We start from the raw sequence: 12,753 nt of genomic DNA, 5'->3' as shown, positions 1-12,753 counted from the left end.
ATATAAAAACATCAATTTGCGCAGCTTTATTAACAGCAGCATTATCAACAAGTAGTTTTGCTGATTGTTCGTATGAACTTTTTAGTATTAGCTCAGCTAAAAATACTAAAATAATGGATTTTGTTGAACAATTAAGTGATGAGTGTGGATTTAGTATAGTAGTTACCGATCCCTATGCAGAAAAGTTTCTAGAGACAAGTCTCAACAAAACAAATCTAAAAAACTTAACTATTGATGAAGTTTTAAATATCATACTTCATGAAAACAATCTTTCATATACACTTGAAAATAATCTGTTAAAAATCTCTTATCTAACGACGGAAGTTTTTAATATAGATTATATTCTGTCCCAAAGAAAAAGTAGTGGTAGTACAGATGTTACTTTAAGCTCTTCTTCTGCATCTTCAAGTTCAACAGGAACTACAAGTACGTCAACGAGTGGTTCTGGGGGCACATCTGCTACTGCTGATACAGGTATTAAAATCGAAAGTAGTGATGAAGTTAAATTTTGGGATCAATTAGATGAAGAATTTGTAAAAGTACTTAATCGTCCACATGACAAGTATCAAGCATCACATCCTGTTATTAATAAAAATGCCGGATTAATTACTGTCACTGCAACAAATAAACAGATGAAGCGTTTTAAATCATATTTAAAAAAGCTTCAAGACAAAGTACAACTACAAGTTTTAATTGATGTACAACTCTTAGCTGTTACAATGAATAAAGGGAAAACTACCGGTATAGACTGGAAACAACTTTATGCACTTCAAAATGTTGAATTAGGTGTACATCACCTTAATAACCGAAATGTTTCTGCATGGGATAGTGTAGATGGTACAAAACTCAATATTGAAGAGTCTGCTATTCCTGGTCCAGGTGTTGCAGACACAATTAAAGGAGCAGCAAGTTTAGTTAGTATTAAAGCTGGTGGTACTTTAAATGAAGTAGTTAAATTTTTACAAACACAAGGTGATGTTAATTCAATCTCGAATCCAAAAGTTTTAACACTAAATAACCAGCCGGCTTTAATTACTGCTGGTACTGAATTTTTCTATAAAATCAAATCAGCAACTAGTACAACAACCACTTCTACTACTACTGCTGAAGATGAGCAAGTTAATTCTGTTTTTGCTGGTGTACTTTTAACAATTACACCTGAGATTTCTAATGACAACACAATAACATTAAAAATCAATCCATCTTTATCAGAAACTACACAAGATATATCGATGACACCAAATACTGGTAGAGAGATGCCACCTGATTTAAATCGTCGTCAATTATCTTCAGTTGTCACTGTAAAAGATGGAAATAGAATTATTCTTGGTGGTCTAATTAATACAAAAAATACTCAGGAGTCTAATAAAGTTCCTATTTTAGGTGATATTCCTGTTATTAACTATCTTTTTAAATATGAAGAAACAATTAAACAAACTCAAGAGTTAGTTATTATTATTGAACCGCATATTATCCATAAAGATAAACAAAATATTTCTTTATCAGATTTAGGGTATGAAGGTTTAAGTAATGAGCTTTTAACTGCTCCAAGAACTTCAGCTATTACTAAAACAGGTAATTCTACAAAAAAATCTTCATCATCAAATGATGTAAAATAGTTAAGGTTTTAGATATATGAGTAGTATCTATGTTAAGTCAAGAAATGTTTTTCTAGATACTGTCAATGCAAATGATTACATACAACTTGATAGAGTCTCAACAATTTACCAATCATTAAAAGACTCTATCAAAAAACCTCTTAAAATGATTTTACTATTTGGTAAACCAGGCACTGGTAAAAGTATGTTTTTAACAAAACTTTATAAAGACCTCCTTGAATCACAAAATATCTATTTATATCAAACACCTATTATAGATGAAAGTGAATTTTATAAAACTCTTGCTCAAGATATTTTTGATACAAAATATAACGGTGAATTAAACTTTACTCAGTTTATGAAAATAGTAGCTTCAAAAGAGCTGAAGCATGTCCCTGTAGTATTATTGGATGAAGCACAACTTTATTCTGAAACTTTAATGGAAAAGATCAGACTTCTTTCTGATAGTAGAACTATAAAGTTTGTTATAACACTGCATAAGACAGAAAAAGAAGATTTAATTGCAAAGGAACATTTTCAAACTAGAATATGGGAAACTATTGAGCTTGAAAATGCTTCAAATGTAGAATTAAAAATTTATATTCAAAAAAAGCTGATGAAAGCCAACTGTTTTGACAGTGCAAATATGTTTACTCAAAAAGCAGTAAATAAAATTAGTTCATTAACTCATGGTAACTATAGAGATACAAATAAACTCATTTATGCCTTATTTGACATATATAGCACTTATGAAAAAAACAATCAACTTCAAGATATAAAAACAGACCAAATCTCTAATAAACTCATTGAAATGGCTGCAATTCATACAGGACTAATAGATGCTTAATACAAGAGATTTAGAAAGAAGGTGGTTAAAGTATAAAATCAAATCTTTTTTACCTCATACTGTAATTACAGTAAGTATTGTGATTATTACAATATCTGTTAGTGTATATATCTCTTCTGATCATCAAGAAAAATTAGCATCAAAAGAGCAAAAAAACATAACTAATACAACAGGTAAAACAATAGTTGACCCTATAAATGAAATAAAACCTAAAGTACAACAAACCATACCTGCAATAACTAGTGTTATAGATACAAAAGTTGAACCTATTGTGCAAATAGTTCCAAAAGAGAATAAAAAAGTTGTACTACAACCATCTTTAGACTTTATAAAAAATATGCAAGAGTCAACTGGTGGTTATTATAAAAGCACACCTCAAGAGCAGACGTTTAATACATCTTATGTTACTGAAAGTCCTAAAAAGAAAGTTATAAAGAAAAAAACAGAAACAACTACTGTAAACGTTGAAAAAATTGATATTGAAGAGAGTAATAGTGTTTCTAAAGAAGAAAATAAAATTGTTATAGCTAGAAAAACCAGTTTACAAGATATTAAGGATGCTGAAACAAGATTCAAGAAAAACAACAGTCCTGCCTTGAGTCTATTTTTAGCAAAACAGTATTATTCTCTTGGTGATTATTCAAAATCTTATAACTATGCGCTAGTAACAAATCAGCTTGATAAAGAGAATGAAGACAGTTGGCTTATTTTTTCAAAATCACTTGTTAAACTAGGTAAGGTACAGTTAGCAAAAAAAGCGTTAAAAGAATATATTAAATTTTCACACTCTAGTAATGCTGAACTTTTACTAGATGATATTACAACGGGAGAATTTAGATGAAAATACTTTTAATTATGTTTTTATCAATAAATATTTTTGCAAGTGTAAAGCAAGATATTTTAAATTTATATCAAAATCAAAAGTATGAGTCTGCGTGTAATATTGGTTTTAGTAATTTTAGAAATCACAATAGAGATGAAGAGTTTTTATCACTTTATGCTTTTTCATGTTTAAAAGCAGATTATATAGACAGGTTAGCTTTACCTATTGCTAAATTAAAGTTTTCAGCTGAATCAAGAGCTAACTCCGCTTATTTTTCGATAATACTAATGCAAAAAAAACTTTTGTATCATGCACTTGTAGATGATTACGAACTTTCAGAACTTAATCTTCCAACAACAGATTATATTCTTTCAAAAGTTTTTGAATTTTATGTAAATCTTGGTAAACATGATAGAAGAACACTCTATATTTTTGATGATCCAGATAATAAAAAAGTTTCTTACAAACTTTACTTACAAAAAGATTATAAAACATCAAAAATGGTCATAGAAGAGTATTATGATACGATGCTTGTAAAGCGTCATATATATTGGTAGAGGCTGAATATGGATAGAATTACAACCGACTTACTTGCCAACGGTTCAATAATGAAAGGGCAAGTAGATAGATTACTTGCAAAGGGTGTTAGTGAAAACTTAGTCCTTAGAGATATCACCCTTTCAGGGTTTATGACAATGGATAGACTTGTTCGTTTCATTGTCCAACAAGTGAGAGATGGAGTTTATGATCTTTCAATTATAGACAACTATGATTATATTCAAGAGTCTGTAGTCCTTGAAAAGTTAGCTCATGAACTTGACCTTATATTTGTGGATCTTGATTCAATTGATATGGATTATTATCTTACAGAACAAGTTTCACTCTCTCAACTACAAAAACATAATGCCATACCAATTTCACAAGATGAGATGAGTGTAACAATTGCTATTAGCGATCCTTTAAATATTGAAGCACAAGAAGCTATGCAAAGACTTTTTCCTCGTAAAGTTGTTAAAATTGCTCTTGCAACAAAAAAGCAGATCTCTTCATATCTTTATAAAATCGGTCTAAAAGATAGCGTTAAAGGGCTTGTTAAAAGAATTCGTGAAGAGTTGAACTCTATTAGTTCTTTAGAAGAGCAACAAGAAGCATCTTCGATCTTACAACTTATTGATGTTATTTTAAAAACCTGTATTAATGGTCGTGCAAGTGATATTCATATTGAACCTACTGAGAAAAACTGTGTAGTTCGTGGTCGTGTAGATGGTAGACTTTCTGAGATGTTTATTTTTGAAAAAGATATCTATCCACCATTAGCATCAAGACTAAAACTCCTTTCAAACTTAGATATTGCAGAAAAACGTAAACCTCAAGATGGTCGTTTTTCAACAGCTGTTGGTTCAAGAGAATACGATTTCCGTATATCAACATTACCAATTCTGTATGGTGAATCGATTGTTATGAGGGTTTTAGATAAACAAAAAGCTCTTGTACGACTTGAAGATGCAGGTATGGATCCTGTAAGTTATAATAAACTAATTAAAGGACTTAAAGCTCCATATGGAATTATTCTCGTTACAGGACCGACAGGTTCCGGTAAAACGACAACACTTTACGGTGCATTAAATGAATTAAGAAATGTAGAGGATAAAGTAATTACAGTTGAGGACCCGGTTGAGTATAGAATGAACCTTATCCAACAAGTTCAAGTAAATGCTAAAGTTGGTCTGAGTTTCGCCGATGCTCTTCGTTCAATCCTTCGTCAAGACCCTGATAAAATCATGATTGGGGAGATTCGTGACCAGGAAACACTGGAGATCGCTATTAAAGCTGCACTTACTGGTCACTTGGTTATCTCTACACTTCACACAAATGACTCAATTAGTGCTATTCCTCGTATGGCAGATATGGGAATCGAGCATTACCTCATCAGTGGTGCTTTAGTTGCTATCCAAGCACAAAGGCTAGTAAGAAAAATATGTCCACATTGTAAAATTGAAGATGAACTTTCCGCTTCTGTACTTGAGGAGATTGATGGAGTTGTACCTCAAGGAACAAGATTTTTTAAAGGGCAAGGTTGTAGAGAGTGTAATGATTCTGGCTATATAGGTAGGGAGATGATTGCTGAAGTTTTAAACATCTCAGAAGAAATCTCAACACTTATTGCAAAAGGGGCGTCAAAAGATGCTATACTTGAACAAGCAAAAAAAGAGGGATTTGTTAATATTTTCCAAAATGGTATACAAAAAGCTATTGATGGCATTACAAGTATTGAAGAAGTATTAAAGGTGGCAAAAGAATGAAGTACTTTGAAGCAACAGTATTAAAACACGGGAAAAAAGAGATTATAGGTTTATATGCAGAAGACAAGAAAGAGGCTATGAACTATGCTAAACTGAAGTTTACCGGTATTATTATAAAAATTTCGGAAGCTGATGAACCATTTGAAGATAAGTTTAGAAGACTTAAAAATGATTTTCTAAAAAACTATAGAAAAAAGAAAATCAAACCAGATTCTTTAATAGCTGCAATTCGTCAACTTGCCGTTATGACAAATGCTGGTATCTCTATCCATGACTCCCTTTCAGAAATTGCCAATGCTACTGCAGATGAAGCTTTAGAAACTGTTTTTTCAAAAGTAGCTGATGATATTAACTCTGGACAATCTTTATCAAAATCTATGCAGAACTTCCGTTTCGAATTAGGTAACCTTACCATTGCAATGGTACAACTTGGTGAAAAAACAGGTAATTTAGATGAAGCACTTTATGCATTAGCAGATATGCTTGAGGAGATTCGTTCTAATGTTGTCAAATTTAAAAAAGCGATGGCATATCCTAGAAATGTAATGATTGCGATGGCAATTGCATTTACTATCCTTATCTCATATGTTGTTCCTAAATTTAAAGAGATGTTTGAACAATTACATGCAGAACTACCATTACCAACACAAATTTTATTAAAACTTGAATATTTATTTAATAATTTTGGTCCATATATTCTACTTGGTCTATTTATTGGATTTGTTATATTTAGATATATGGTTAATAACTATGAACATATACGATTTAAATGGCATAAATTATTATTACGTACATATTTAGTTAAAAACCTTATTATGTTTTCAACATTAAGTAGATTTACACTTGTTTTTTCTGAACTAGTACGTGCAGGTATCCCTATTGCTGAGGCACTCGACACTGCAATTAGTATGATTGATAATCTTCCACTTAAACAAAAACTTTTATCAGTAAGAGTAACTGTTGAAAAGGGGGGTGCACTCAATAAAGGTCTTGAAGAAACTGGTCTATTTGAAAATATGATTATACAAATGGTTAGAGCCGGTGAAGATAGTGGTACATTAGATTCTATGATTAAAAAAGTAGCTGAATATTATAAAATGCGTTTTGATGCTATTATTGAAGGTCTAAGTGAAGCAATTGAGCCTATTATGCTCTTTATGATTGCCGGCATGGTAATACTTCTTGCTCTAGGTATCTTTTTACCAATGTGGGATATGGGAAGAGCTGTATCAGGAGGATAGAACTTTTACTACTCTTTTTAATTTTTCTAAGAGAGTCTTTAGATTCTCTTGAGAAGCTTTCAAAATATATTCTGCATCTGTCGTAAAATTTTTATCTACAATCTTAATATCTGCAGTTTCACACTCATACTCCAGCAGTCTTATATCTGCATAATCAACAGAAACTTTTTGTGTAAACTCTTTTTCATAAGGAGATAATTCTGCTTCGTTAATAACTTGATTTACAGCATCACTATACGCCCGAACCAATCCACCTGTTCCTAGCTTTGTTCCACCAAAATATCTCACAACAATAACAGCAATATTTATTAGTTCTTGTCCTTGGAGTACCATTAAAGAAGGCTTTCCAGATGTCCCTTTTGGTTCGCCGTCATCACTTGAGTGTTCAACCACTTGATCGTATTCATTTAAATAACGAAACGCCGTTACAAAATGTCTTGCTTTGGGATGTTCAACTTTGAGTTGTTCTAATGTAGTTTCATAAAGTTCGTAGGGAATAAGGTGAGCAATAAACTTTGATTGCTTCACCTCTAATGTGGAAGTAAAATGTTTTTGTATATACTGCATTAAGCGATATTTGTATATACCTTTTGAACATCTTCATCATCTTCAAGTCTTTCCAGAATCTTGTCGATATCAGCTTGTTGCTCTTCAGTTAATTCAACAGGAGTATTTGCCATACGCTCTAAAGTCGCTTTTGAAAGTTCAACACCCATACCTTCTAACGCTTCATTCATAGTACCGAAACTTGTATAATCAGCAGTAGCTAATACTACACCCTCTTCCTCTTCAAGTTCTTCTAAACCAGCATCAATTAGTTCCAGTTCTAATTCTTCAAGATCCATATCTTCTTTCATAGAAAACTCAAAAATTGCTTTACGAGAAAACATAAACTCCAGTGAACCGTTAGTTAAAAGTTCACCGTTATTTTTATTAAAGATTGATTTTACATTGGCAACAGTTCTTGTATTGTTATCTGTTGCACATTCAATAAAAATTAAAACACCATGTGGTGCTTTTCCTTCAAAATTAACCTCTTTCATATCTGCAAGGTCTTTTGCACTTGCACGTTTAATCGCCGCTTCAATATTATCTTTTGGCATATTTTCAGATTTTGCATTCAAAATAGCCGTACGTAGTTTTGGATTTAGGTCAGGATCGCTACCACCCTCTTTAGCTGCCATCGTAATAACTTTACCAAGTTTAGGAAACAATTTTGACATTGCTCCCCAACGTTTTAGTTTTGATGCTTTTCTATATTCAAAGGCTCTACCCATTTCTTTCCTTTTTTAAATCCAAATTATTTTTTGAAATTATATCAAATAATGTATAATATCACCTAAGGAATACGTATGAATTTTGCTTTTAAATTTAAATATCGTTTTTTTAATGCTTTTAGGGAACTTTTTGTCCATCATCATGGATCGTTAGAATTTCGGGCAAAAGTTTTTGCCCTACTTATTGCAGCGAATGAACAGGCACCGGATGAGAGTTTTGTAATTGTAAAAGATCTAGGGATGGATATTTATGAACAAGATGAGGCCCGTGCAAATCTTCTCATGCTGACAACAAGAGAGATTGTACAAAAAGTACAGAACAACAATGGCTTAGATATTGACAAACTTGTTTATCATATTCAAAAAGAGTTACACATTGTCCCAAGATATGCGAAAAAAATTGACATCAAAGCCCTTAAACCATTAGTAATTTTAACAAAAGATGAAGATACTCTGAGCTACCAAGAGAGAATATTAGAATTTCTCAGTAATTTAAAACAACAATACAAAGAAGAACATTAAAGGATATTTTATGGATATACAAACTAAAGCATTACATGTAGGATACGACAAAGATACGCAAGGAACCATGGCTGTTCCGATCTATCAAACAACAGCATATGAATTTCGTGATGTTGAGCATGCTGCTGATCTTTTTGCTTTAAAAGAACTCGGTAATATCTATACACGCCTAAACAATCCTACAACCGATGTTTTTGAAAAACGTTTTGCCGAACTTGAAGGTGGAGCTGCTGCGATCGCAACATCTAGTGGTATGAGCGCTATTTTTTACGCTTTTGCAAATGCTGCTGAAGCGGGAGATAACATTGTTTGTGCTAAACAACTTTACGGTGGCAGTTTAACACAAACAGCACATACTCTCAAACGTTTCGGTATAGAAGCACGTTTTTTCAATGTCCATAATCCAGAAGAGATCGAAGCCCTTGTCGATGACAAAACTAAAGTGATATTTTTCGAGTCTTTAACAAATCCAAGTATAGATGTAGCCGATATTGAAGCGATTGTTGCTATTGCAAACAAACACAATATTTTAACTGTTGTGGATAATACTGTTGCAACACCGATTCTTTGTCAACCACTTTCATATGGTGTAGATGTTGTAGTACATAGTGCTTCAAAATATACAACGGGTCAAGGACTCGCTATCGGGGGTATTATGGTTGAAAGTAAAAATATCCTGGAAAAACTAAAAGACAATTCAAGATACTACCATTTTAATGAACCGGATGAATCATACCACGGTTTAGTCTATACTGATGTTGGACTACCTCCGTTTTCACTACGTGCAAGACTCTCGCTACTACGTGATCTTGGAGCTGTATCTTCACCTTTTAACTCATGGCTATTTATTCAAGGGATGGAAACACTAGCAATTAGAATGAAAGAGCACTCTAACAATGCACAAAAGCTAGCAGAGTTTTTAGAGTCACATCCAAAAGTAAAAAAAGTGAACTATCCAGGACTAAAAAGCAATCCTAACTATGAGATGGCACAAAAATATTTCAAAGATGGACGTTCTAGCGGACTACTCAGTTTTGAAGTAGGTTCTTTAGAGGAAGCTACAAAAATAGTAAATGCTACAGAACTTTATTCGTTAGTAGTAAACATTGGTGATAGCAAATCGATTATCACTCACCCTGCTTCAACGACACACCAACAACTTAGCGCTGAAGAGTTAATTGCTTGCGGTGTACCGTCAGGACTTATCCGTATCAGTTGTGGACTTGAGAATGCAGATGATTTAATAGCAGACATGAAGCAGGCGTTAGAGGTTTAATTAAGTGACTTTTGATAGAATTACAGAAACAATTTTTTAAAGAGCGCAAAATTTGAGTTTAAACCTACAAACACATACGGAACATTTTACTAACCCTTTATACTTAGAAAGTGGCCGTATTTTAGAACCTTATGACATAACATACGAGACATATGGAACTCTTAATGAAGAGAAAACAAATGTAATTGTAGTTTGTCACGCGCTTACAGGTTCACACCATGCTGCCGGAATTTATGAAGGTGAAAGTAAAGCCGGTTGGTGGGATGGACTTATCGGTCCAGATAAAGCGATCGATACTAACAAATATTTTGTAATTTGCTCAAACGTGATCGGGAGTTGTTTTGGCTCAACAGGACCGATAAGTACACAACATCCTCACCACGAACCATACCGTTATAAGTTTCCGGTAATCAGCGTAAAAGATATGGTCAAAGCACAAAGAATCTTATTTGATCGCCTTGATATCCATAGAGTTGAAGCAATAATCGGTGGGAGTATGGGTGGTATGCAAGCTCTTCAGTTTGCTATTCACTACCCTAACTTTGCAAACAAGGTAATAGCTCTTGCAACGACTCATGCTACACAGCCATGGGCTATTGCTTTTAATAAAGTCGCCCAAGAAGCTATTTTAAAAGATCCCGAATTTCAACAAGGGTATTACGATCCGGAAGTTATCAAAGAACAAGGTCTTTCAGGTATGGCTGTAGGACGTATGGCCGGGCATATCAGCTTTTTATCTCATGAATCAATGAATAAAAAATTTGGCCGTGACTATAAACGTACAGATGGTCTTTATGAGCTTTTTGGAAAGTTTCAAGTTGAATCGTACTTAGAGTACAACGGCTATAACTTTACAAAGTGGTTTGACCCGCTCTCGTACCTTTACATCACAAAAGCGATTAATATCTACGATCTATCCCGTGGATTTGATTCCCTTAGTGATGCCCTTGATAAAGTGAGTGCAGACCTTCATCTGATCAGCTTTAAAAATGATCTTTTATTTAGAGATTTTGAGATGAAAGAGATTGCAGATGAGATGACAAAACTGGGCAAAAAGAATTTTGACTACTTTTGTGTTGAGAGTGATTACGGGCACGATGCATTTTTAGTTGAACTAGAAAAATTTGATAGATATATAACAGAGGTTTTAGATGGATAACGAACAACAAAGCTTTGAACTTAAATTGGAAAATGCAAAAAAAACTCTTGAAAAACTTATGAACCCCGAGATTACATTAGAGGATAGTGTAAAAGAGTATGAAGCAGGTATGAAAGAGTTAAGTGAAGCACAAAAGATGCTTGAAGATGCACAAATCAAGATCCAAGAGATCAAAAACAAATAATGAAAGCTGCCGTTTTACAACTAAGCTCGCAAGGACTTAGTTCTACAAAACTTTTAAACTACATCAGAATTGCCAATAAAAAGGGGGTAAAACTCCTTTTACTCGGTGAATATATATTAAATCCTTTCTTCAAAGAACTTTGCGATATGTCTGTAAGCATGATCAAAGAGCAATCTGAACAACAGATCAAGATCTTAAAAGATCTCTCAAGTACTTATGAGATCACAATTATTGCTCCGATTGTCTTGGTAAAGAAAAAACAGCTCTACAAAACAATCGCAAAATTTGCACCGAATTCCACTTCCTATTATCAACAACAGATACTTATCAACTATTCTCATTGGAATGAAGAGAAGTTTTTTGCAAATGAGATAGAGACAATAAAAGCTCCATTAACATTTAAAGTGGAAAACCTCAAGTTTGCTGTTATAAGTGGATTTGAACTTCATTTTGATGAGATATTTAAAAAAATAAAAAATAAAAATATTGACTGTATCTTGATGCCTAGTGTATCTACATTTGAATCGTATGAGCGCTGGAAAGCACTTATTCAGACACGTGCTTTTACAAATAACTGTTATGTTTTACGAGCTAATAGGATTGGAGAATACCAAGAAAAAGATTTCACATGGAAATTTTACGGAGATTCTGTTTTAGCATCCCCGGATGGTGAGATACTGACTCACTTGGGGAACAAAGAGGAACTAATGCTTGTAAAACTCTCCCACAAAGAAGTGGTTGCCTCTCGTAGAATGTGGGGTTTTCGTGATGCGGTCAAACGAAGAGAAGTTAAGATATAACTTTTTATGATATAATCACTTTTTTATGATAAAGGCTCAATTATGATGAAATACTTCCATCGCCAAGTACAACTATGGGGTGAAGAGACACAACAAAATCTACAATCAAAAAGAATCGCTATTATAGGTTCGGGAGGTCTTGGTTCCTCTTTAGCATTTGCACTAGGTGCAAGCGGTATTGGAGAGATCCATATGGTTGATTTTGATGAAGTAAGTTTACATAATATCCATAGACAAATCGCTTTTAAAACGGGTGATGAAGGAAAAAACAAAGCCCAAATCAACGCACAAATAATAGAGCAAAGATGCCCTTTCACAAAAGCTATTGCACATGATTGCGATTTTGCCGGCTGGGCAGCTAAAAATATAGAAGTGGACCTCATTATAGATGCGACGGATAACCTCCCTACTCGCGGAGAGATTAACACATATGCAAAAGAGAAAAATCTTCCATGGGTTTACGGAAGTGTTGAAGCGTTTCACGGACAGGTTTGTTTTATAGATGAGTCTTCATTTTCCGATGCATTCAAAATTATCCAAAAAACACCTGCAGGGATTGCAGCTCCAATAGTGATGCATATAGCTTCCCTTCAAGCAAATTTAGCACTACGCTTTTTAGCGGGCCTTTCAGTAAAAAAAGATATGTTATACTATCTTTACTTTAATGATGAAGGTGAGTTAATAACACAAAAGTTCACCCTGCCAAAATAAATTTTAAAAAGG

Annotated in this window: 14 protein-coding genes; 12 read left to right on the top strand and 2 right to left on the bottom strand. The window is 33.4% G+C overall.

Translation table 11 applies throughout. From position 1 onward, the window contains the following. Positions 1 to 113 precede the first annotated feature (113 nt). The 6 genes from mshL to FJR03_RS03835 are packed head-to-tail and all read left to right on the top strand — an operon-like array spanning position 114 to position 6,812. A complete protein-coding gene (mshL, locus tag FJR03_RS03860; RefSeq protein WP_226962175.1) occupies positions 114 to 1,619 on the top strand; it encodes a pilus (MSHA type) biogenesis protein MshL in 1,506 nt (501 codons plus the stop codon). Between the two features lie 16 nt (positions 1,620 to 1,635). Then, a complete protein-coding gene (locus tag FJR03_RS03855) occupies positions 1,636 to 2,445 on the top strand; it encodes an ATP-binding protein (protein ID WP_193114338.1) in 810 nt (269 codons plus the stop codon). Next, on the top strand, positions 2,438 to 3,286 hold the full coding sequence (locus FJR03_RS03850; protein WP_193114337.1) for a CDC27 family protein: 849 nt from the start codon (positions 2,438 to 2,440) through the stop codon (positions 3,284 to 3,286). The genes FJR03_RS03855 and FJR03_RS03850 overlap by 8 nt, the downstream gene beginning before the upstream one ends. A gap of 14 nt (positions 3,287 to 3,300) precedes the next feature. Then, positions 3,301 to 3,825 carry a hypothetical protein gene (locus tag FJR03_RS03845; protein ID WP_226962174.1) on the top strand — a complete coding sequence of 175 codons (525 nt, stop codon included), beginning with the start codon at positions 3,301 to 3,303 and terminating at the stop codon, positions 3,823 to 3,825. 9 nt (positions 3,826 to 3,834) lie between these two features. Further along, entirely contained in the window at positions 3,835 to 5,571 is a 1,737-nt protein-coding gene (locus FJR03_RS03840; RefSeq protein ID WP_193114335.1) for a GspE/PulE family protein, read from the top strand. Next, positions 5,568 to 6,812 carry a type II secretion system F family protein gene (locus FJR03_RS03835; protein ID WP_193114334.1) on the top strand — a complete coding sequence of 415 codons (1,245 nt, stop codon included), beginning with the start codon at positions 5,568 to 5,570 and terminating at the stop codon, positions 6,810 to 6,812. Before FJR03_RS03840 ends, FJR03_RS03835 begins: the two co-directional genes overlap by 4 nt. Here the strand turns inward: FJR03_RS03835 and FJR03_RS03830 are convergent. Together FJR03_RS03830 and FJR03_RS03825 are read right to left on the bottom strand one after the other, a co-directional pair. After that, positions 6,801 to 7,379: a YigZ family protein gene (locus FJR03_RS03830; RefSeq protein WP_193114333.1), complete on the bottom strand. Its 579-nt coding sequence runs from the start codon at positions 7,377 to 7,379 to the stop codon at positions 6,801 to 6,803. The two genes, FJR03_RS03835 and FJR03_RS03830, sit on opposite strands and share 12 nt — an antisense overlap. Continuing rightward, a complete protein-coding gene (locus FJR03_RS03825; RefSeq protein WP_193114332.1) occupies positions 7,379 to 8,089 on the bottom strand; it encodes a YebC/PmpR family DNA-binding transcriptional regulator in 711 nt (236 codons plus the stop codon). Before FJR03_RS03825 ends, FJR03_RS03830 begins: the two co-directional genes overlap by 1 nt. A 75-nt stretch (positions 8,090 to 8,164) precedes the next feature. On the opposite strand from FJR03_RS03825, the gene FJR03_RS03820 reads away from it, so the two are divergent. From FJR03_RS03820 to FJR03_RS03795, 6 genes are read left to right on the top strand one after another with little or no spacing between them, the layout of a single operon-like run. After that, positions 8,165 to 8,611, top strand: a complete 447-nt coding sequence (locus FJR03_RS03820) for a hypothetical protein (RefSeq protein ID WP_193114331.1) — start codon at positions 8,165 to 8,167, stop codon at positions 8,609 to 8,611. Positions 8,612 to 8,621: 10 nt separating this feature from the next. Beyond that, the gene (locus FJR03_RS03815; RefSeq protein ID WP_193114330.1) at positions 8,622 to 9,887 is read left to right on the top strand and encodes an O-acetylhomoserine aminocarboxypropyltransferase/cysteine synthase family protein; all 1,266 of its coding nucleotides are present in this window, start codon (positions 8,622 to 8,624) and stop codon (positions 9,885 to 9,887) included. Between the two features lie 52 nt (positions 9,888 to 9,939). After that, positions 9,940 to 11,046: a homoserine O-acetyltransferase MetX gene (gene metX / locus FJR03_RS03810; RefSeq protein ID WP_193114329.1), complete on the top strand. Its 1,107-nt coding sequence runs from the start codon at positions 9,940 to 9,942 to the stop codon at positions 11,044 to 11,046. Next, positions 11,039 to 11,230 (top strand): exodeoxyribonuclease VII small subunit, encoded by a 192-nt coding sequence (gene xseB, locus FJR03_RS03805; protein WP_193114328.1) that lies wholly within the window; start codon positions 11,039 to 11,041, stop codon positions 11,228 to 11,230. The genes metX and xseB overlap by 8 nt, the downstream gene beginning before the upstream one ends. Beyond that, positions 11,230 to 12,030, top strand: a complete 801-nt coding sequence (locus FJR03_RS03800; protein ID WP_193114327.1) for a carbon-nitrogen hydrolase family protein — start codon at positions 11,230 to 11,232, stop codon at positions 12,028 to 12,030. Before xseB ends, FJR03_RS03800 begins: the two co-directional genes overlap by 1 nt. Positions 12,031 to 12,072: 42 nt before the next feature. Beyond that, positions 12,073 to 12,741 (top strand): HesA/MoeB/ThiF family protein, encoded by a 669-nt coding sequence (locus tag FJR03_RS03795; protein ID WP_193114326.1) that lies wholly within the window; start codon positions 12,073 to 12,075, stop codon positions 12,739 to 12,741. Positions 12,742 to 12,753 lie beyond the last annotated feature (12 nt).

The sequence above is a fragment of the Sulfurimonas marina genome, assembly GCF_014905095.1.
In the GTDB taxonomy this organism is placed as follows: domain Bacteria; phylum Campylobacterota; class Campylobacteria; order Campylobacterales; family Sulfurimonadaceae; genus Sulfurimonas; species Sulfurimonas marina.
This window is presented reverse-complemented; position numbering and strand designations above follow the sequence as displayed.